Annotated in this window: 18 protein-coding genes; 4 read left to right on the top strand and 14 right to left on the bottom strand. The window is 67.2% G+C overall.

The genetic code is table 11. The annotated features are described in order from the left end of the window. Together RMO97_RS07750 and RMO97_RS07745 are read right to left on the bottom strand one after the other, a co-directional pair. The coding region (locus RMO97_RS07750; RefSeq protein WP_310540078.1) for an ABC transporter ATP-binding protein at positions 1 to 1,000 on the bottom strand (1,000 nt) is incomplete at its 3' end. A 12-nt stretch (positions 1,001 to 1,012) separates the two neighbouring features. Further along, the gene (locus RMO97_RS07745; protein WP_310540076.1) at positions 1,013 to 2,107 is read right to left on the bottom strand and encodes an extracellular solute-binding protein; all 1,095 of its coding nucleotides are present in this window, start codon (positions 2,105 to 2,107) and stop codon (positions 1,013 to 1,015) included. A gap of 260 nt (positions 2,108 to 2,367) precedes the next feature. Between RMO97_RS07745 and RMO97_RS07740 the strand changes: the two genes are divergently transcribed. Further along, positions 2,368 to 3,822: an NAD-dependent succinate-semialdehyde dehydrogenase gene (locus RMO97_RS07740; RefSeq protein WP_310540075.1), complete on the top strand. Its 1,455-nt coding sequence runs from the start codon at positions 2,368 to 2,370 to the stop codon at positions 3,820 to 3,822. On the opposite strand, the gene RMO97_RS07735 is transcribed toward RMO97_RS07740, so the two are convergent. Beyond that, positions 3,819 to 5,003 carry a 2-oxoglutarate and iron-dependent oxygenase domain-containing protein gene (locus RMO97_RS07735; protein WP_310540073.1) on the bottom strand — a complete coding sequence of 395 codons (1,185 nt, stop codon included), beginning with the start codon at positions 5,001 to 5,003 and terminating at the stop codon, positions 3,819 to 3,821. The genes RMO97_RS07740 and RMO97_RS07735 overlap by 4 nt on opposite strands. Before the next feature lie 227 nt (positions 5,004 to 5,230). Continuing rightward, positions 5,231 to 7,684: a TonB-dependent receptor gene (locus RMO97_RS07730; RefSeq protein WP_310540072.1), complete on the bottom strand. Its 2,454-nt coding sequence runs from the start codon at positions 7,682 to 7,684 to the stop codon at positions 5,231 to 5,233. Between the two features lie 147 nt (positions 7,685 to 7,831). Here RMO97_RS07730 and RMO97_RS07725 point away from each other — a divergent pair, with 147 nt between their 5' ends. The 3 genes from RMO97_RS07725 (at position 7,832) to RMO97_RS07715 (ending at position 10,798) form a co-directional block, all read left to right on the top strand. Further along, positions 7,832 to 9,403 (top strand): sulfotransferase, encoded by a 1,572-nt coding sequence (locus tag RMO97_RS07725; protein ID WP_310540081.1) that lies wholly within the window; start codon positions 7,832 to 7,834, stop codon positions 9,401 to 9,403. Then, positions 9,400 to 10,173, top strand: a complete 774-nt coding sequence (locus RMO97_RS07720) for an MBL fold metallo-hydrolase (protein WP_310540071.1) — start codon at positions 9,400 to 9,402, stop codon at positions 10,171 to 10,173. Before RMO97_RS07725 ends, RMO97_RS07720 begins: the two co-directional genes overlap by 4 nt. Positions 10,174 to 10,387: 214 nt before the next feature. Continuing rightward, a complete protein-coding gene (locus RMO97_RS07715; RefSeq protein WP_409035296.1) occupies positions 10,388 to 10,798 on the top strand; it encodes a hypothetical protein in 411 nt (136 codons plus the stop codon). A 128-nt stretch (positions 10,799 to 10,926) separates the two neighbouring features. On the opposite strand, the gene RMO97_RS07710 is transcribed toward RMO97_RS07715, so the two are convergent. The 10 genes from RMO97_RS07710 to RMO97_RS07665 form a co-directional block, all read right to left on the bottom strand. Continuing rightward, positions 10,927 to 11,397 (bottom strand): hypothetical protein, encoded by a 471-nt coding sequence (locus RMO97_RS07710; protein WP_310540069.1) that lies wholly within the window; start codon positions 11,395 to 11,397, stop codon positions 10,927 to 10,929. A gap of 176 nt (positions 11,398 to 11,573) precedes the next feature. Then, positions 11,574 to 12,026: a hypothetical protein gene (locus tag RMO97_RS07705; RefSeq protein WP_305338874.1), complete on the bottom strand. Its 453-nt coding sequence runs from the start codon at positions 12,024 to 12,026 to the stop codon at positions 11,574 to 11,576. Continuing rightward, positions 12,023 to 12,619 (bottom strand): response regulator, encoded by a 597-nt coding sequence (locus tag RMO97_RS07700; protein WP_310540067.1) that lies wholly within the window; start codon positions 12,617 to 12,619, stop codon positions 12,023 to 12,025. Before RMO97_RS07700 ends, RMO97_RS07705 begins: the two co-directional genes overlap by 4 nt. Positions 12,620 to 12,645: 26 nt before the next feature. Next, on the bottom strand, positions 12,646 to 13,011 hold the full coding sequence (locus RMO97_RS07695; protein ID WP_310540066.1) for a hypothetical protein: 366 nt from the start codon (positions 13,009 to 13,011) through the stop codon (positions 12,646 to 12,648). Then, a complete protein-coding gene (locus RMO97_RS07690; RefSeq protein ID WP_305338871.1) occupies positions 13,011 to 13,568 on the bottom strand; it encodes a chemotaxis protein CheD in 558 nt (185 codons plus the stop codon). The genes RMO97_RS07695 and RMO97_RS07690 overlap by 1 nt, the downstream gene beginning before the upstream one ends. After that, positions 13,565 to 13,954 (bottom strand): response regulator, encoded by a 390-nt coding sequence (locus RMO97_RS07685; RefSeq protein ID WP_215338423.1) that lies wholly within the window; start codon positions 13,952 to 13,954, stop codon positions 13,565 to 13,567. Before RMO97_RS07685 ends, RMO97_RS07690 begins: the two co-directional genes overlap by 4 nt. Beyond that, complete coding sequence (locus RMO97_RS07680) at positions 13,954 to 15,003, bottom strand: chemotaxis response regulator protein-glutamate methylesterase (RefSeq protein WP_310540064.1); 1,050 nt, start codon at positions 15,001 to 15,003, stop codon at positions 13,954 to 13,956. Before RMO97_RS07680 ends, RMO97_RS07685 begins: the two co-directional genes overlap by 1 nt. After that, positions 15,000 to 15,878 (bottom strand): protein-glutamate O-methyltransferase, encoded by an 879-nt coding sequence (locus RMO97_RS07675; RefSeq protein ID WP_310540063.1) that lies wholly within the window; start codon positions 15,876 to 15,878, stop codon positions 15,000 to 15,002. The genes RMO97_RS07680 and RMO97_RS07675 overlap by 4 nt, the downstream gene beginning before the upstream one ends. Beyond that, positions 15,875 to 16,342, bottom strand: a complete 468-nt coding sequence (locus tag RMO97_RS07670; RefSeq protein ID WP_293496933.1) for a chemotaxis protein CheW — start codon at positions 16,340 to 16,342, stop codon at positions 15,875 to 15,877. Before RMO97_RS07670 ends, RMO97_RS07675 begins: the two co-directional genes overlap by 4 nt. A 2-nt stretch (positions 16,343 to 16,344) precedes the next feature. Beyond that, the gene (locus RMO97_RS07665; RefSeq protein ID WP_310540061.1) at positions 16,345 to 18,705 is read right to left on the bottom strand and encodes a chemotaxis protein CheA; all 2,361 of its coding nucleotides are present in this window, start codon (positions 18,703 to 18,705) and stop codon (positions 16,345 to 16,347) included. Between the last annotated feature and the right edge of the window lie 19 nt (positions 18,706 to 18,724).

Here is an 18,724-nt window from a genome sequence, read left to right as displayed (position 1 = left end):
CGCCGGTCCCGGCGCCCATCCAGTCGCGGGGCTGGACGACGCTGAGGACGTCGCGGCCATCGCAATCCAGGTGAACCTCGACGCTGGAGCCCATGTCGCGGATGAAGGTGATCCGTCCCGAGACGGTGTTGTCCCCCGCGCCGTTGGCGGCGGTCAGCTGAATGTCCTCGGGGCGGATGGAGAGGGTCGCCAGGCTGGCCGTGGCCGGCTGGGACATGGGGGCGACCTTGAGGGTGTTGGCCCCGAAGCGGACCGTCTCGTGGTCGAGAACCTCCACCGGCAGCAGGTTGGACAGTCCGATGAAGTTGGCCACGAAGGTGTTGGCCGGCGCGCGGTAGATCGACAGCGGGCTGCCGTACTGCTGGATCTTGCCGTCGCCCATCACGGCGATGCTGTCGGCCATGGACATGGCCTCGCGCTGGTCGTGGGTCACCAGGATGGTGGTGATCTGCAGGCGCTTCTGCAGCAGGCGCAGCTCGATCTGCATCTCCTCCCGCAGCTTGGCGTCGAGGGCCGAGAAAGGCTCGTCCAACAGGAAGACCGGCGGCTCCTGGGCGAGCGCCCGGGCGATGGCGACGCGCTGGCGCTGGCCCCCGGAGAGCTGGCTGACCGCCCGCTTCTCCATGCCGGGCAGGCGAACCAGGGTCAGCAGCTCGTCGACCCGGGCCTTGCGCTGCCGGGCGTCCTGCCCCTGGAGGCGCAGGCTGAAGGCGACGTTCTCGCCGACCGAGAGGTGGGGGAAGAGGGCCAGCGACTGGAAGACCATGCCGAACTTGCGGACATTGGCCGGGTGGCGGGTGATGTCGCGGCCGTTGAGCGCGATGGTTCCTTCGCCTGGCGATTCCAGGCCCGCGATCATCCGCATCAGGGTGGTCTTGCCGCAGCCGGAGGGGCCGAGGAAACAGACGAACTCCCCTTGCGGGATCGACAGCGAGACGTCATCGACGGCGAGGTGGGCGCCGAAGGCCTTGGTGACCTTGCTGATCTCAAGTCCGAACATGGCGGGCGCTCCTCAGCTGGAGATCATCTTGGTGAAGTTGGTCGCCATGAAATCGAGGTGCTCAGCGCGCGCCTTGGTGTTGATGGTGATGGGCGGGATGTCGCTGGAGACCTTGTTGAACTCGGCGTCCGTCAGGTCCATCAGCTCACGCTTGATGAGCGGCGGGGCGTTGACCTTCCGCGCGATCAGCTGCTGCGCCTCGGGGGTGCACATGAAGTTTATGAAGGCGTCGGCCTGGGCGACCTTGGTGGACGCCATAGGCTGGCACCAGCAGCCAAAGTCGATCACCGCGCCTTCCTTGGGGAAGATGATGGAGAGCGGCGTGCCGCTGGCCTTCAGGGTGGCGGCGACGTCAGCGAAATAGACGCCGCCCTTCACCTCGCCGTTTTCCAGGGCGGTCTGCATGGTGCCCTCGGAATCCCACCACAGCTTGGTGTTGGGCTTCAGTTCGGCGAGCTTGGCGATCACCTGCAGGATGCCGGCTTCGGTGTTGAGGATTTCGCCGCCGCCGAAATAGGTGGCCGCGGCGATGTCGAAGATCGGGCTGGTGCCGGCGCCGGCCAGGCCCCAGGCGTCGCGATAGGCCGGGTCCCACAGGGTGGTCCAGCTGGTGGGGGCGGTCTTGATCTGGTCGGGATTGACCACCAGGGCTAGGAACCAGCCGAGCGCGCCGACGCCGTCGATACCCTTGGGGCCGGTGGAGACATACTGCGCGGGCAGGTTGCCGAGATTGGTGAGGGGCTTGGCATCGCGGATCCGCCAGAGGCCCGCGTTGCGACCGCGGTTGATGTCGACGGCGGTGGAGATGCAGAGGTCCATCGGGGCGATGCCGGCCTTGTTGGCCTCGATGAGCTGCAGGAGGAACTGGAGACCGGCCGGCTGGGGGATCGACTCGACCTTGATGCCGCTGGCCTTCTCGAAGACGGGGTAGACGTACTTCGACATCGCCTCCTCGAAGTTGCCGCCGTAGCTGGAGACCTTGAGAGTGTCGGCGCCCCCGCCTGACGCCTTGGGGGAGCAGGCCGCCAGGCTCAGCCCGGCCGCTCCCATCAGCAGGCCTCGCCGGTTCAGCAAGCTCGGTCGTCGGCCGTCTTGGTCTGCGTCCATAGCCACGCTCCATTCCTACCCCTCGACAGTCGATCCGCGCCGGAGGGCTGGCAAAGCCTGCCGGGCGTGGCCGCGAGGCCCTGTCCCGATTGCCCTGAACCCGTGCAAGGAAGGGGCGCCCGGCGACTACGTTTCGAGCAGTTCGTACTACTGAGCAGGCGCCGTGCCAGAGACTCCGGTTCGATGAGCAGGCGAGGGCGGCGCGGTCGGCTCAAGCGCGGAAGGATGGCCTCGACACCTGTTCAAGCGAGGCTCCGCCCATGCCCTACGACACCGAAATCGACGCCTCCGACCGGCCGCTGCTGATCGACAATGTCTGGCGCGCCGGCGGGGGCGGCGAGTGGCTGCCGATCCTCAATCCGGTGGACGAGAGCGTGCTCGGCCGGTTCGCCGTGGCGACCACGGCGGATCTCGACGAGGCCCTCGCCAGCGCCCAGGCCGCGTTCCTGAAATGGCGCGACGTCGGGCCCCTGGCCCGCGCCCAGGTCCTGCGGGCCGCCGCCCTCCTGATCCTGGAACGGGCCGATGCGCTGGCCACGGCCCTGACCCGCGAACAGGGCAAGCCCCTGGCCCAGGCGCGCATGGAGATCGAGAGCTGTGCGCGCGCCTTCGACTGGGCCGCCGAGGAGGGCCGTCGCACCTATGGCCGGGTGATCCCCTCCAACACGCCGGGCCTGATGTGGACCACCGGCCGCTTCCCGGTGGGGCCGGTGGCGGCCTTCACCCCCTGGAACTTCCCGGCGTCCCAGGCGGCAGCCAAGATCGGCAGCGCCATCGCCGCGGGCTGCTCGATCATCCTGAAAGGCCCTGAGGACGCCCCTAGCGGTTGCGTCGGTCTGGCCCAGGCCCTGGTGGATGCCGGCCTGCCGCCCGGCGTCCTCACCCTGGTGTTCGGCCGCCCGCCGGAAATCTCCGAGCACCTGATCGCCTCTCCGATCATCCGCAAGGTGTCCTTCACAGGCTCGGTCCCGGTGGGCAAACAACTGGCGGCCCTGGCCGCCGCCCAGATGAAGCCCTGCACCATGGAGCTTGGCGGCCACGCTCCGGTGCTGGTGTTCGGCGACGTCGATCCGGTGGCCTCGGCCAAGAGCCTGATCATGGGCAAGTTCCGCAACGCTGGCCAGGTCTGCATCTCGCCGACCCGTTTCATGATCGCCCAGTCGATCTACGAGCCCTTCGTCGAGGCCTTCGTCGAAGGCGCCAAGGCGCTCGTCGTGGGCGACGGTCTGGACCCCGCCACCGAGATGGGGCCGCTAGCCAATGACCGCCGTCTGGCCTCGGTGGAGGCCTTGGTCACCGACGCGGTGGCCAAGGGCGCGACCCTGCGCACCGGCGGCGAGCGGATCGGCAACACCGGCTACTTCTACCGACCCACGGTGCTGACCGATGTGCCGGAGACCGCGAGGGTCCTGCACGACGAGCCCTTCGGACCCATAGCCGTGATGGCGCCCTTCGCCGACCGGGAGGAGGCCATGGCGCGCGCCAACGCCACGCCCTTCGGACTGGCCGCCTACGCCTTTACGCGCAGCCAGGAGGACGCCGCCTTCGTCGCCTGCCGGTTCGAGAGCGGCATGGTGGGAATCAACACCTTCATGATCGGCGGCGCCGAGGCACCCTTCGGCGGGATCAAGGAAAGCGGCTATGGCCGCGAGGGCGGCATGGAGGGCATCGACGCCTATCTGACCACCAAGGTCGTGGCGCAGATGCCGGCCTAGCGGGCGGCCTCGACCTTGGGGGTGCTGGGGAACTCGTTCACGGCCTTGCGCTTGAACGGGTTCTCCTTGTGGATCGGGAAGTCGATCTTGAGCTCGCCCAGGCAGATCTTCTTGCGCAGGTGCTTGGCACCGTTGACGCTGAAGCCGGCCAGGTGGTCGCCCGCCACGATGCGGTTGTACCTGGCCGGAACCTCGGAGGAGACGAACTGCGGCAGGGGTTCGATCACCGTGTGATAGTCGACGGCGAAGAACAGCGGCATGGAGAAGCGCTCCTTGCCGGTGTTCACCACCCGGTGCTGGGTGGCCTTGAAGCGGCCGTTGGTCCAGCCCTCGATCAGGTCGCCGACATTGACGATGAAGGTGCCGGAGATCGGCGGGGCCGAGACCCATTCGTCGGCGGCGTTCATCACCTGCAGGCCCGGGCCGCCCTGGTGCAGGATGGTGAAGCACTCGAAGTCGGAGTGGGCGCCGATGCCCAGGTTGTCGTTGTCCATCGGCCGGTCGTTGGGTGGATAGTGCAGCAGCCGCAGCTGCGACGGCGGCTTCCTGGTCAGATTGGCGAAGAAGTCCTCGGGCAGGCCGAGCGCCACGGCGAAGGCGTGGAACAGGCTGTCGCCCACCTTCGTCACCGCGTCGTAATAGGACATCACCTCCTCACGGAAGCCAGGGATGAAGTCGGGCCACTGATTGGGCACCAGCATCAGGTTGCCGGCGACGAAGTCCGGGTCGTCTTCCGCAAGCTCGATGGAGACGTCGAAGGCCGCATGCAGGCGCGGCTTGGTCAGGTAGTCGTGGTCGGGATTGGGCTCCACCAGGCGGTACAGTTCCGGGTCGCCGTCCTCGTCCTTGTCGCCGTCCGGGATCCAGCCCCGGGTGCCCGGCGAATTGGAGATGTGGACCTGCTGTTTCAGGTCCTTCGACGAATAGTGGAACTGGCGCGAGAGCTTATAGGTGCGCTCGATCATCGCCTCGGGGACGCCGTGGTTCTTGATGTAGAAGAAGCCCACTGTCTCGCAGGCCCGGCCGATCTCGGCGGCGGTGGCCTCCAGGGCGGCGCGGTCGGTCCCGCGCAGGGCCGATATGTCGATCACGGGGATGGAGGAGAAGGCCAGCAGCTTTGCGCCCATCTCGGCGGTGGCGGGCTCAGCTTCGGCTTGGCGGGTCATCGACTGGGGGCTCATCGCCTGCTCCTGGAACACTGTCCAAAATACCCTAGGCCTCCGCCGCGGTCTGTAACCTCAAGACTGCAGGAAGCCCGGGTTTCTACAGGATCGTAACACGTTTTGCTCAGGTCGTACTCAGCGGGCGCCGTCGTGGCGCCCACGATTTCCAAGCGTCACAAGCAAAAACCCCGACCCAGGCGTTCGGCCTGAGTCGGGGTGGAGAGCTTCGCTAAGGGGTACGGGCCTTAGAAGCTGCGCTCGAAGCGGATGCCGATGCGGCGCGGCGGCAGCACGGTGTAGTAGAAGCCCCGCTGGTAGACGTTGGCCCCGGTGTCGTCGGTCACCACCTGGTTGTAGGCCGGCGTGTTGCGCGCGCCGGTCTTCACGAAGGTGTCGAACAGGTTGTCTGCGTACAGCGTCGCCTTCCACATCTCGGCCTGGTATTCGACCGACAGGTTGTGCACGGCGTAGGCGGGCAGAACGACCCCGCCGCCCTTGTTGCCGGCCCGGGTCAGGACCTCGCCCGCGGCGGTGACACCGTAGCCAAAGGCCAACTGGCCGTCGAACAGGGGCGTCTCGTAACGCGCGAAGAGGCTGCCTTGGTCCTCCGGTGAACCTGGCAGGCGGTCGCCGGCCTCACCCGAAGCGTACTGCAGGGTGCCCTGGAAGCCCGGCGGGGTGATGAACGGGATCAGGTTCGGCGTCGTTTCGGTGAACTCCGTCTCGTTGTGCATGTAGCTGCCGCGTAGGGTGAAGCCCTCGAACAGGTCGGCGGCGAAGTTGAGCTCGATCCCCTTGGACTCCGCATCTCCGCCGTTGATCGTGATCGGCTGCAGGCCGTTGGCGGTCGCCGAGTCGACCTGCGGCTTCTTCCACTGAATATAGTAGAGCGCCCCGTTGAGCGTCAGGCGCTTGTCGAACCACTGGCTGTGGAGTCCCAGCTCGTAGTTCAGCGTCTTGTCCGGCAGGTACTCCGTCTCGTTGGGAAGGGCGCAGACGATCTGGTTGGTGGGGAGCGGGGTGGGGCAGGCGCCCACGCCGTTGTCGCTGCCGATCCGGTAGCCTTCGCTGACGGTGAAATAGGTCATCACGTCGTCGCTGAACTTGTACGAGGTGTTGAACTTGAACAGCCAGCCCTTGTCCTTCTGGCTCACCGTCGAATAGTTGATGACGAAGGCGTCGACCGGGGTGCGGCCGCCGACCGTGGTGTTGTACAGCGGCAGATCCGTGCCGCTCTCGACCTCCAGGTCGTAGGTGTAGTAACGGCCGCCGAGGGTGACCTGCCATGCGTCGGTGAACTCGTAGCTGACCTCACCGAAGCCAGCCGACTCGGTGAGCTTGCGGTTGGTGACGCTGTAATATTCCACCGAGTCCGGCCGCAGGGGGCCGGTGGCGAAGACCGACTTCAGATAGGCGTCATAGAAGGGGGTGAACTCCTTGCTGAACCCATCCTCGGTCTTGCTGTTGTAGTAGGCCCCGACGATCCAGCTGAGGGCGGACTCGCTCTTGGAGACCAGGCGCAGCTCCTGGGTGAAGGCCTTGTCGTCCGACTGCTCATTGGTGAAGGCCGTGAAGCTCGGGAAAGCTTCGTAGCTGTACTCCAGGCCGATCAGCAGGTCGGTCTGATCGCGACGCCCGTCGTCCTTGTACTTGGAGAGGCCGGTCGCCGAGGTGAGATCGGCGAAGCCGAGATCGAAGGTCCCTTCCAGGGCCAGCAGCTGGTTGGTCACCTCGTTGGGCTCGGTGACCCGCAGCACCGACTCCCACTTGTCCACCGGGACCGGGAAGCTGGTGACGCCGCTGCCGCTCACCTGGCGGCCGCCGACCTTGGCGTTCTGGTAGTAGTAGGTGAGGTTCAGGTCGATGGCGTCGGTAGGCGTCCATCGCAGGCCCAGCCTCCCGGAGACCGTCTCCTCGGTGTTCACGTCCTTGCGTCCGTGCAGGTTGTTGCGGACGGCGGTGGGGTTGGTGAAGTCAGGATCTGGATCGGAGATTCCGACCTGGCTGACCGCGAAGGGCTGGTCGATGAAGCCCTGGTCGTCGAGGAAGTCCACCGAGGCGCGGATCGCGAAGGTGTCCCCCAGCGGGGCGTTGAGGGTGAAGCCGACGTCGATGCTGGGGTTGGAGCCGTGGGCGTACCCGTAGGTGTCACCCCGGACGCTGCCCTCCCAGACACCCAGCCGGGGCTTGGTGGGAATGTAGCGAATGGCGCCGCCGAGGGTGCCCGCCCCATAGAGCGTGCCTTGCGGGCCAAGCAGGAATTCGACCCGCTCGATGTCGTTCAGCTTGAGGTCCACGAATAGCGGGATGTCGCCCACATAGGTGGCGACCGTGCCGCCGCCGTCGTTGTTGCCGTCGTTGGAGCCCAGGGCTGTGGCGTTCAGGCCGCGCACGATGATGTTGTTGCCCTGGCGGGCGCCCTGGTCGACGATGAAGATGCCGGGCACGAAGCGGGTGATCTCGGCCAGGTTGTCGAAGCCCTGTTGCTTGATCTCCTCGCCGCCCACAGCGGCGATGTTCACCGGCGTGTCCTGGATCGTGGTGTCGCGGCGGGTCGCGGTGACGATCAGTTCGGAAACGCTGGCCGCGTCGCCGGCGTCGGCGGCGAAGGCGGCCTGGGGCGCGAGCGCCACAAGGGGTAGGGCCAGCGCGCTGATCGAGCTCAGCAGTGCGGTTCGAGATATCGATCTTAGGAACATATTCCCCTCCATCTACAGATTGAGGAGAGGCTCGGTTGACGACAGCGGTCGTCTCAAGTGCAATGTTGCGGTGCAGCGTGGTTATGCACATTCTGGACAAAACGTATGCGCTCAGCGCATGGAAAGAGGGCGTGCGACGTGGCTGAAATGCCCGGTCTGCTGGATTTGGCCGAGGGGCAGATGGCCAGGGGCGCCTATGAGCAGGCGCACAAACTCTGTCTTTCCGCGCTTGGCGAGAACGCCGGCGACGGCCGCGCCTGGTTCCTGCTGGGGGTGATCGCCGCCGATCACGACAACCCGCTTCGGGCCGTCGAACTGTTCGCCAAGGCCGTGGATCTGGCGCCCGGCGCGGCCCGGCACCACGCCTATCTGGCTCGCACCCTCATCGCCCTCAACCGACGCCCTGAGGCCCTTGAGGCGGCCGAGCAGGCGGTGGCCCTGGCCCCGACGGACGCCCTGACCCTGGACACCATCGGGGTGGTCTTCACCCGGACCGGCGACCATGCCCGGGCGCTGCCGTTCTTCGAGGCCGCCGTGGCCACGACGCCGGGCAATGCGAGCTTCCTCTACAATCTGGCGGCGTCGCGCCAGTTCGCCGGTGACTTCCAGGGCGCCGAGAGCGCCTATGCACGAGCCCTATCCCTGGCGCCGGACCTCTACCGAGCCTGGTCCTCCCGGGTGCAGCTTGCCCGCCAGACGCGCGAGCGCAATTTCGCGAGCGAGCTCGAGGCTCTCTTCGATCAAGGCTCGCCCGATCCGGACCGCGCCCTGCACCTTGGCCATGCCCTGGCCAAGACCCACGAGGATCTCGGCGATCACCCTGCATCGCTGGAGTGGCTGAAGAAGGCCAAGGCGGCCAAGCGTCGGGTCATCGGCTACAGGCCTGATCACGACGCCGCCCTGTTCGAGGCCGCCGCCCGGACTTCCATCGCGGGGGCGGAGGCCGAGGGCGACCTGTCGCCGGAACCGATCTTCGTGGTGGGCCTGCCCCGCAGCGGCACCACCCTGATCGACCGCATCCTCTCCAGCCACCGCGATGTCACCTCGGCGGGCGAGCTCAGCAACTTTGCTTTGCTGCTGAAGCGGGCGGCCGGCACGCCGTCCAACCTGGTGATGGATGTCGAGACCTTCCAGGCGACCGGCGGGGTCGACATGGCCCGCCTGGGCGCCGACTACGTGGCCAGCACCCGGCCGATGACGGGCGGCACGCCGCGCTTCACCGACAAGATGCCCCTCAACATCCTCTATGCCGGACTGATCCACGGGGCCCTGCCCAACGCGCGCATCGTCTGCCTGCGCCGCGATCCGATGGACGTCTGCCTGTCGAACTTCCGGCAGCTCTTCGCCACCACCTTCTCCTACTACAACTACGCCTTCGATCTGGAGGACGTGGCCCGGTACTATGTCGGCTTCGACCGCCTGGTGGCCCACTGGCGAGAGGTGTTGCCGGCCGACCGCTTCACCGAGATCGCCTATGAGGACGTCGTCGCCGACCAGGAGGCGCAGACCCGGCGGCTGCTGGCGTTCTGCGGATTGACCTGGGACTCGCGCTGCCTGTCCTTCCATGAAAACGCCGCCCCGGTTGCGACCGCCAGTTCGGTCCAGGTGCGCCAGCCGCTCTACGCCTCGTCGGTGGGCCGCTGGCGGCGCTACGGCGAGGGCCTGGCGCCGATGCGCGCCATCCTGGAAGAGGCCGGCCTGGTGGGAGACGCCCCGTGAGCCTGCCCATCGCTGAGCGCTGGTTCGAGCGCCGGGACCTGGGCGCCGACCTGACCCTGATCTGTGAGCCTCACGTCCACCCTTTGCTCCGCTGCAACATCTGGCGGCGGCGGGGCCGGGACGCCGACCTGCTGGTGGACACCGGCATGGGGATCACCAGCCTGCGGGCCGCGGGCGCCGACCTGTTCGAGACGTCGCTGCTGGCCGTAGCCACCCATGCCCACGGCGACCATGTCGGCGGCCTGCACGAGTTCGAATGCCGTCTGTGCCATGGCGCGGAGGCCGACGCCCTGAGCCAGGGCCGCGACTCCTACTCCCTCGACCTGGCCGACTTCAGCCCGGACGCCCAGGCTTGGCTGGCCAAGGCCGGCTATGACATCTCCGACGGTCTGCTCACCGCCATCCCGCATCCGGGCTACCGTCCCGCCGCCCACGTTCTGAAGGGCTGCGAGCCGACCCGCATCCTGGCCGAGGGCGATGTGGTGGACCTGGGGGACCGGGCCTTCGAGGTGCTGCACCTGCCGGGCCACTCGCCGGGCAGTATCGGCCTGTGGGAGGCTGCGACCGGCACGCTGTTTTCCGGCGACGCCATCTATGACGGCCCACTGCTGGACGAAATCGCAGGTGCGGACATCCCGGCCTATCGTGCGACCATGGAGCGGCTGCTCCTTCTGCCGGTCCAGGTAGTGCATGGCGGCCATGACGACAGCTTTGGCGCGGAGCGCTTGCGCGAGATCGCCCTGGCCTACCTCCACCGGACCGGCGCTTAGTCGCCCCGCGTACTACCCTGGTGTGTGGTCAAGCGGGGTTGCCCGGACCCAGGGATGCAGCGCCTTGCCAGATGGTTAATGAATTCTTTACGGTCAGGCTCCGCCCTTTGAGGCCATGGTTTTCCAAGGTCCGCAGCCGGCGCGAACACGGTCTCGTTTCCATCTGGGGGTTGTCTTGAAGTACATACTAATCGCTGGCGTGGGTGCGCTTCTGATGTCCGCCGGCAACGCTGGCGCGCAAGACCGCTACGGCTATAACCGGCCGCAGATGGTTCGGGATTGCCCCGATGAGTCCTATCACCGTCCCCAGGATGGGTGTCTCTGCGACAAGGAAGCCGTCTTCTACCGCCCGACCGGGCCGTGGGCCGACATCCGTGTCCAGAGCCCTGGCGTCCGCGTCTATGGCCGTCCGGTCTATGTCGCCTCGGGCCGTATCGATATCCAAGGCCCGCCGGTCTATGTCGACGCGCCACCGGTGCGCATCGCCGCGCCGCAGATCTATCTGCATCGGCCCCAGGTCTATGTCCGCCCGTCGGAGGTCACCGTGGAGCCGCCGCAAATCCACTATTCGGGTTGCGAGGACGGCAAGAGCTGCCCGCCGGCGAGTGGTGGGCCGGGCCACTGAAGCCCTAAGCTTTTGAATTGGAGCCCCGTTTTAGCCGGTCTGATGGACGCGATCAGATCGGAAAAGGCTCCAGGCACAAAAGGCCTCAAAGCACATGGGCCGAGCGTGAGCTCGGCCCATTGTCGTGTCTAGGGTGCGCAGAATTCCCGTGCTTCACGCGCCAGGGTTATGTCGCCCGCCACCAGAGCGGTCTTCACCGCCTCGGGGCACCTATTCTCACTCAGCAGACGGGTGACCTGGGTCCGCAGGGCGGCGCTGGCTGTCGCGGCGTCCTTCAGCCTGCGGGCTTCCCGGCGGTCCTTGGGCAGGCAGAGCGACATCCAGCCCGCATCGGCGCAGTTGGCGATCAGCCGCGCCCGTCTCGTCGCCTCCAGATTGTTCGGCGTGACAGGCTGTGGAGCCCCCGCCGGGGTCTGAACGGTCGGGGTCGGGGTCAGGGTGACGGTTGGCGGCGGCGCATTGGCGGCGCCCAGCAGGGTGATGGCGGGGATGGTGTAATGGCAGACCCAGCCGCCAGGCGTCATTTCACAGGCCTGCAGCGTCGCATGCTCGCCCTCGGGGGGCGTGGCCCCAGCAAGGGCCAGCAAGAGCGAAATCATGACCATCTGCGTCCGCTGCGTCCGTCTGGGTTCACCATAACCGAAGCTGGCCCGTGCCCAAAGGTCGGTCAGGCCGTCGCCAGATAGACGAAGCGGGCGATGAACAGGGCGGCCAGGAACAGCGGGCCCGTGACGATTGCGGTCAGTCCCGTGCAGCGGCTGGCCGAGCCGCCGCCCTAGTTGGCGTCGAGTCGGTCAGTGATGGCCCAGAGCCCGTCGACGACGGATTTCAGCTGGGCGGCGTCCTTGTCGTCCTTGCTCCAGATCAAGCGCAGGGCGTTGACGTGGACGCCGATCGAGCTCCAGTCCTGGCGGTCCTTGGTCCGCAGGCGGTCCGTAAGTTCGCACAGGCTGTAGGAGGCGTCGCACAGGGTGCGCATGTCGAACATGCCCGCGATGTCGAGGACGATGGCGCTCTCGACATAGATGTCGTCGGCCGAGGCGGTCTTCTCGGCGACCATGGCCTCCATGCGGCCGATGGTGACCCCCAGCGACTTCTTGGCGTCGCCGGCCTGGGCGGCCAGTTCGCGGCGTGCGCGCTGGGTGGCGATGTCGGCGGTCATGCCACCGGGCTTGGCCAACTGCTGCGACAGGCGGTTCTGGACCTTGATGAACTCGGTCTTGCTCAAATTTGCACCCGTGCAGGCTTCATAAGCATGTCGACTTCGTTCTGATCCATGTTGGGATCGGTGGCGGCGCCGACGTGGGTGGACAGATCGTCCTTGCGGCGGCCCTTAGTTCCAAGGGGAGGGCCGAGGTTCTTAAAGCGGCGGTCAGGACCGACATAGTTCTCGGCCTTGACCATCTGGCGTTCGTCCCGGGCCACCCAGAAGATTCGCTGCAGCAGGATCTCGGGCGTGAACGGCCGGGTGAGGATGAAGTTGGCCCCGGAATCGCGGCTCTTCTCCACCATGCTGCGCGGCGCGTGGCCGGTCAGCATGATGACGGGGGTGAAGATGAGTTCGGGCGGCGCATCCCTGCGAAGCCAGCGAACGAAGTCGTAGCCGTCCATGTCGGGCATCTGGGCGTCCGTGATGATCAGGTCGAGTTCCTGACTTTTCACGTAGTGCATGGCCTCGGCGCCCGACCCGCACTTGAACTGCTTGCGCACCCCGAACCCACGGACCATCGCGCTCAGGGCCTCCAGCGCCTGCGGATTATCATCCACCAGCAGCACGACCGAGCGATCGAGGTTGATCCGGATGTTGGGGTCTAGGGCCATGGCGATCGGGGGTTTCGCGTTGGGGCTTAGAACAGGTCGAGGTCGCCGGACTCGGCGGCGGTGAGGCTCTCTGCCTCACGCGTCACCTGGGCCAGGCGCTGGGCGAGGTCGCCGAGGGTCACCCCGGCGATGGCGTCGGAGAGATCATAGGCGTCCCCGCTCTGAGCCTGGGTCGACAGGCGCCGCGTGAAGGTGGCGAGCGCCGCCAGGTGCTGGGTCAGGACATCGACGGTCTGGGCCTCGTGCAGGGCGATCTCCAGGGTCTCGCCGCGGCTGGCGCGGACAAGTTGGGTGACCAGCATCTCCAGCCGGTCGCAAAGCGCGCCGGCGTGTTCCAACTCGTCGGCCAGGGAGGCGAGAACCCGCGGGGTCTGGGCGGCGGAATGGCTCATCAGAACAGCTCCAGGTCCCCGTCGTCCTCGACCACCGGAACGGGTTTCGGCGGCGTCTTCAGGCGCGCCACTTCGTTGGTGTCGGTGACGGTGCGTTGCTGCGCGCGGCCGGTGGTCGGCCAGTACTGGACCCGCCGGGCGCCGAAGCCCCCGAGGCTGCCGCCCACCACCGGAATGCCTTCGTCGCGCAGGAATTTCTCGGCGAAGGCGGCGTTGGAGGCGCCTACGTCGGACAGGCCGCCGAACATGCGGGCCCCGCCAAACAGCTTGGCTTCCATGCGTTCACGGCGGCCGCCGTTGCGCAGCAGCTCGTTGATCAACAGTTCCATAGCGAAGGCGCCGTAGCGGCGGCCTTCGTCCAGGCCCTCGGCCTTCCCCTCGGGCAGCAGGAAATGGTTCATGCCGCCGAACCCGACCTCGGTGTCACGCAGGCAGACGGCCACGCACGAGCCGAGAATCGTCGTCAGCATGACGTCCGGGTCAGAGGAGACGTGATGCTCCCCCTGGACGACATGGACCCGCTTGCCGGGACGATTCGAGACGTTCTCAACGATCATGAAAGGGGCCCAAACACCGCTTCGATTTTTTCTTTTAGGGTCTGCGTCGTGAACGGTTTGACCAGATAATTATTGACGCCGAATTGAACCGCGCGCTGAACCAGCTCGCGATCGGCGCGGCCGGTCAGCATGATCACAGCCACCTTCGAGGTGGGGCCGTGGGCGCGGATGGCGCGCAGCAGGCCCAAGCCATCCAGCTTGGGCATGTTGAAGTCGGTGATCACCAGGTTCACCGGCAGGCTCAGCATGGCGCGCAGGGCTTCTTCGCCGTCGGGCGCTTCCCGCGTCTGGGTGATCCCAAGCGCGTGCAGGCTGGTGCGGATCAGCGACCGCATGGTCTGCTGGTCGTCGACGATGAGGGTTTTCAGGGCGGACGCGGCAGGCATCACACGCTCCTTTGAGACTCGGCCGTGGCCGAGCAGACATTGAGAATGGCCGGGCCCATGCGCGACAGGCCGACCTGCTTTTCCACCGCTCCGGTCTCGAAGGCCGCCTTGGGCATGCCATAGACCACGCAGCTGGACTCGTCTTGACCGAGGGTCCGGGCGCCGGCTTTGCGCATGGCCGCCAGGCCTGCGGCGCCATCGCGCCCCATGCCGGTCAGGATCACGCCGACGGAGGGACGGTTCAGCTTGGCGACCGACTCAAACAGCACATCAACCGACGGCCGGTGACCGTTCACGGGGTCGGACTCCCGCAGACGGCAAACCGGGTGGGCTGAGGAGACCACCTCCAGGTGGGCCACGCCGCCGGGGGCGACATAGACGTGGCCCGGCATCAGCCGCGCCCCGTCATGGGCCTCGGCGACGGTGGCGCCGGAGATGCGGTTCAGGCGCTCGGCGAAGCTCTTGGTGAAGGTCGCCGGCATGTGCTGGGTGATCACCGTCGGCGGGCAGGTGTCGGGGAAGTTGGCCAGGATGGTCATCAGGGCCTCGACGCCACCGGTGGAGGAGCCGATCGCCAGGATCAGCTCCCCGGCCGCGGCGTAGTTCTTCTCGCGCTCCACCGGGGCGACGGGACCGGAATAGGGCCGCACCCGGGCGCGGGCCGCGGCTTTCACCTTTTCCGGAAGGTCGGCGAAGGCCTCATGCGGGGAGACGCCATCACCGGGCACCGGCTTGCCGACGCAGTCAACGGCGCCGAGCTCCAGGGCCTCGATGGTGATCTCGGCGCCCTTCTGGGTCAGGGTCGAGACCATGACCACCGGCGTCGGGCGCAGGCGCATGATCTTTTCCAGGAACTCGATGCCGTTCATGTGCGGCATCTCGACGTCCAGGGTGACCACGTCGGGATTGAGCTTCTTGATCTGCTCGCGGGCTTCCAGCGGATCGTTGGCGAAGCCGAGGACCTCGATGTCCGGGTCGCGCTTCAGGGCCGCCGCGATCAGGCCGCGCATGGTCGCCGAGTCGTCGACGACGAGAACTCCAACGCTCATCGGCCGCTCCTCAAGGAATAGGTGGTGAGACCGGTGGTTTCGAAGATGTTTGTGGCGGCGCCGGTCACCCGCTCGGAGTGGCCGATGTAAAGAGTGCCGCCCGGGTTCAGCATAGGGGCGAAGCGGCTCCAGACGCGTTCCTGGGTCGGCTCGTCGAAATAGATCACGACGTTGCGGCAGAAGATGGCGTCGAACTTGCCCTTCATCGGCCAGTCGCCGATCAGGTTCAGCTCCCGGAAGGCCACCAGGGCGCGTAGCTCGTCAGCCACTTCCCAGCGGCTGTCCTGGCCGCCGGAGGTGGGTTTCTTGAACCAGCGGCGACGCAGCTCGACCGGAACCGGGGCCACGGCGTCCTCGCGGTAGATGCCGGCCTTGCCCTCGGAGACCATGTTGGGGTCGATGTCGGTGGCCAGGATCTTGACGTCCAGATTGGCGGCTTCCGGCAGGGCCGAGAGCACCGTGATGGCCATGGAATAGGGCTCCTGGCCATTGGAGCAGGCGGCCGACCAAAGGCGGATCTTGCCGCCCTTACGGGCGCGGTCCACCAGGGGCGGCAAGACCACGTCGCGCAGGTGGTCGAAATGGTGCGGCTCGCGGAAATAGCGAGTCACGTTGGTGGTGAGCGCGGCCATCATGGCCTGGCGTTCGTCCACCTCGCGGGCGTCCTCCACCAGGGCGCAATACTCCCGGAACGAGCGCAGGCCGAGCGAGCGCAGGCGCTTGGCGAGACGCGAATAGACCAGGGCCGCCTTGCCCTCGGCCAGGGCGATGCCGGCGTGGGAGTGCAGAATCTGGGCGATCTGCTGGAAGTCATCGTTGGTGAAGAGAAACTCGCCCTCCACGAGGGCTCCGTTCTTGCTCGGGAAGCTGCTCATGCGGCCTCCGCTTCGATTTCCGGCAGGACGCGGTCCAGCGAGATCAGGCTGACCATGCGGCCCTCAATGGCGAACAGGCCCTTCACGAAGGTCTTCACCTGGTCGCAGGCGACGTCCGGGGTGGGCTGCACCATGTCCTCGGTGACATTGATGATGTCGCTGACAGCTTCCACCAGCAGGCCCAGGGTCCGGTGGCCCTGGTTGACCACCATGATCACGTGGCGGGCGCTGGGTTCAGCCGTGGTCAGGCCCAGGCGCGCGCCCAGATCGACGATCGGCAGGACGGCGCCGCGCAGGTTGATGACGCCCTTCATGTAGGCCGGGGTGCGTGGCAGGGGGGTGGCGGTCGTCCAACCGCGGATCTCCCGCACCTGCATGATGTCGACGCAGAATTCCTGGTCGCCGATCCGAAAGGCGATGAGCTCACGCGAGGGGCTGGTGGAGGTGGTGAGGGGCGCGGTCATACTCAGCTGGCCATTCGCTTTTCACTGGGACGCGCCGCCGGCTTGCGGCGCTGCGTGGTCACAAGGGCGTCGACGTCGAGAATCAGGGCGACGCGGCCGTCACCCAGGATGGTCGCGGCGGCTACGCCGTCGATCTGCTGGTAGTTGGCTTCCAGGCTCTTGATGACGACCTGGCGCTGACCCTGGATGGCTTCCACCAGCAGGGCGGCCTTGCCGCCGCCTTCGCTCTCCACCAGGACCGCCACGCCGGAGGCGGGGTCGATGGCGGTTTCGCGGAAGCCGAGGGCCACGCCCACGTCGATCAGGGGCACGAAGATGTCGCGGATGCGGATCACCGCGTCCTTGCCGCCGATGTAGTGCACGTCTTCGGTGCGGGGTGTCAGGCTTTCGACGATCGCCGAGAGCGGCGCCACCAGAGTCTGTTCCGCCGCGGTCACCACCATGCCGTCCAGGACCGCCAGGGTCAGGGGCAGGGACATAGTGAACTTCGAGCCCTTGCCGGGCTCCGACGAGATGGAGATGCGTCCGCCAAGGCCCTGGATGGAGCGGCGGACCACGTCCATACCGACGCCGCGGCCGGAGATGTCGGAGATCACCTCGGCGGTGGAGAAGCCGGGCAGGAAGATCAGGTTGTCGATCTCCTCGTCCGACAGCACCTGGTCCTCGGTGATCAGCCCGCGGTCGACGGCGATGCCGCGGACGCGGGGCCGGTTGATGCCGCGACCGTCGTCCTGCAGCTCGATGACGATGCGACCGCCGCGGTGCAGGGCGCGCAGGCGCACCAGACCCTCAGCGGGTTTGCCGGCGGCGGCGCGTCCCTCAGGATCTTCGAGCCCGTGGTCGATGGCGTTGCGCAGCATGTGGGTGATCGGGTCGGCCAGGCGCTCGATCACGGTCTTGTCGACCTCGGTGCCCTCGCCTTCCATCACTAGCTTGACGCGTTTGCCGGTCATGTCGGCCACTTCGCGGGCTAGTCGCGGCATCCGTTGGAACACCGACTTCACGGGCTGGGCGCGGATCGCCATGACGCTGTCCTGGATTTCCCGGGTCAGCAGTTCCAGGTCCTCAAGACCCAGGGCGACGTTGGAGGACCGCGCCAGGCCGCTCTCCAGGACCCGCTGCGACAGCATGGCCTGCTGGATGACCAACTCGCCGACGGCGTTGATCAGGCGGTCGACCCGGTCCAGGTCGACGCGGATGGTGACGCTCGCCGCAGCCGCGGGCGCGGCGTTGGCCGCAGCAGCCGCCGCGGCGGCCGGCGGGGGGGCGACAGGGGCCGGGCGGGCGGGCTTGGGAGCGGGCGCCGGCGCCACGCTCTGGGCGCGGGCGATCAGAGCGGCCACGTCTTCGGCGGGAGCCTCCACGGGCGTCTCGGCGACGATTTCGGGAGTGGCTTCCGGTTCGGCCGGGGCCTCACCGCCGCCCACACGGGCCAGCAGGGCGGCGATATCCAGATCGGCGGTGGCCGAGGCCGCGGCGGCGCGGTCGTCGTCGCTCAGGCCGTCATCGGCGGCTTGCGGCGCGGTGGCAGAGGGCTCGGCCCCGTCGCGGGTGATGATCAGGTTGCAGTCGTCCTCGACGAATTCGAACACCTCGCGGATCGAGGCTTCGTCGGAGTCCGTGAACAGCTGAATGCGCCAGCTCACATAGGCCTGCTCGGCGGCGAGCTGGTCCAGGGGCGGCAGGGCCTCGTCGATCAGGGTGACGCGGGTCTCGCCTAGGCGGGCCAGCTCGCGCAGCACCAGGCCGGCCTCGTTGGCCTTGGCGTACATCTCCGACTTCGGAGAGAATTCGATCATCCAGGACGCCAGGCTGTCGCCTTGCGCCTCAGCGACCGGAAGCTCGGCTTGGGCCTCGGCGTTTTGGGCGTCGAGATCGATGAAGCCGCCCGGGGCCTCGTCGCCCTCGATGCTGAGGGTGAGGGGTACGAAGCCGAAGTCTTCGTCGCCGCCGCCGCCCAGGTCGTCCTCTTCGTCTTCGCCGCCGATCAGGCCGCGCAGTTCGCTGTAGGCGCCTTGCGAGCGACCTTCTTCCACCTTGCCGCCGTCGCGGGCGGCGGCCACATGGTCGGCCAGAACGTCGAAGGACCGCAGCAGGGTCTTGGCGACGTCGTCTGTCAGCTCCATCTTGCCGGAGCGGATCTCGTCCATCACCGTTTCGAAGACGTGGGCGAACCGGATCAGGTCCTCCAGCCCGAAAGCTCCGGCGCCGCCCTTCACCGAGTGGACGGCGCGGAAGACGGCGTTGATTGTCTCGTCGTCAGCGTCGCCCGACTCCATGGCCAACAGGCCCTGCTCGGCGTCGGTCAGGAGTTCGTCGCACTCCTGGAAGAACGTCTGTTTGATGCTCTCGAACGGATCCAACGGAACGCTCCGAAACGGC

Origin of the sequence: Phenylobacterium sp., from assembly GCF_031425575.1 — a bacterium.
Lineage (GTDB): Bacteria > Pseudomonadota > Alphaproteobacteria > Caulobacterales > Caulobacteraceae > Phenylobacterium.
This window is presented reverse-complemented; position numbering and strand designations above follow the sequence as displayed.

Excerpts from the sequence above, each read along its gene's own strand:
- RMO97_RS07745 (WP_310540076.1), bottom strand. The coding sequence starts at position 2,107 with ATGGACGCAGACCAAGACGGCCGACGACCGAGCTTGCTGAACCGGCGA.
- RMO97_RS07740 (WP_310540075.1), top strand. The coding sequence starts at position 2,368 with ATGCCCTACGACACCGAAATCGACGCCTCCGACCGGCCGCTGCTGATC.
- RMO97_RS07735 (WP_310540073.1), bottom strand. The coding sequence starts at position 5,003 with ATGAGCCCCCAGTCGATGACCCGCCAAGCCGAAGCTGAGCCCGCCACC.
- RMO97_RS07730 (WP_310540072.1), bottom strand. The coding sequence starts at position 7,684 with ATGTTCCTAAGATCGATATCTCGAACCGCACTGCTGAGCTCGATCAGC.
- RMO97_RS07725 (WP_310540081.1), top strand. The coding sequence starts at position 7,832 with ATGCCCGGTCTGCTGGATTTGGCCGAGGGGCAGATGGCCAGGGGCGCC.
- RMO97_RS07715 (WP_409035296.1), top strand. The coding sequence starts at position 10,388 with ATGTCCGCCGGCAACGCTGGCGCGCAAGACCGCTACGGCTATAACCGG.
- RMO97_RS07710 (WP_310540069.1), bottom strand. The coding sequence starts at position 11,397 with ATGATTTCGCTCTTGCTGGCCCTTGCTGGGGCCACGCCCCCCGAGGGC.
- RMO97_RS07700 (WP_310540067.1), bottom strand. The coding sequence starts at position 12,619 with ATGGCCCTAGACCCCAACATCCGGATCAACCTCGATCGCTCGGTCGTG.
- RMO97_RS07695 (WP_310540066.1), bottom strand. The coding sequence starts at position 13,011 with ATGAGCCATTCCGCCGCCCAGACCCCGCGGGTTCTCGCCTCCCTGGCC.
- RMO97_RS07690 (WP_305338871.1), bottom strand. The coding sequence starts at position 13,568 with ATGATCGTTGAGAACGTCTCGAATCGTCCCGGCAAGCGGGTCCATGTC.
- RMO97_RS07685 (WP_215338423.1), bottom strand. The coding sequence starts at position 13,954 with ATGCCTGCCGCGTCCGCCCTGAAAACCCTCATCGTCGACGACCAGCAG.
- RMO97_RS07680 (WP_310540064.1), bottom strand. The coding sequence starts at position 15,003 with ATGAGCGTTGGAGTTCTCGTCGTCGACGACTCGGCGACCATGCGCGGC.
- RMO97_RS07675 (WP_310540063.1), bottom strand. The coding sequence starts at position 15,878 with ATGAGCAGCTTCCCGAGCAAGAACGGAGCCCTCGTGGAGGGCGAGTTT.
- RMO97_RS07670 (WP_293496933.1), bottom strand. The coding sequence starts at position 16,342 with ATGACCGCGCCCCTCACCACCTCCACCAGCCCCTCGCGTGAGCTCATC.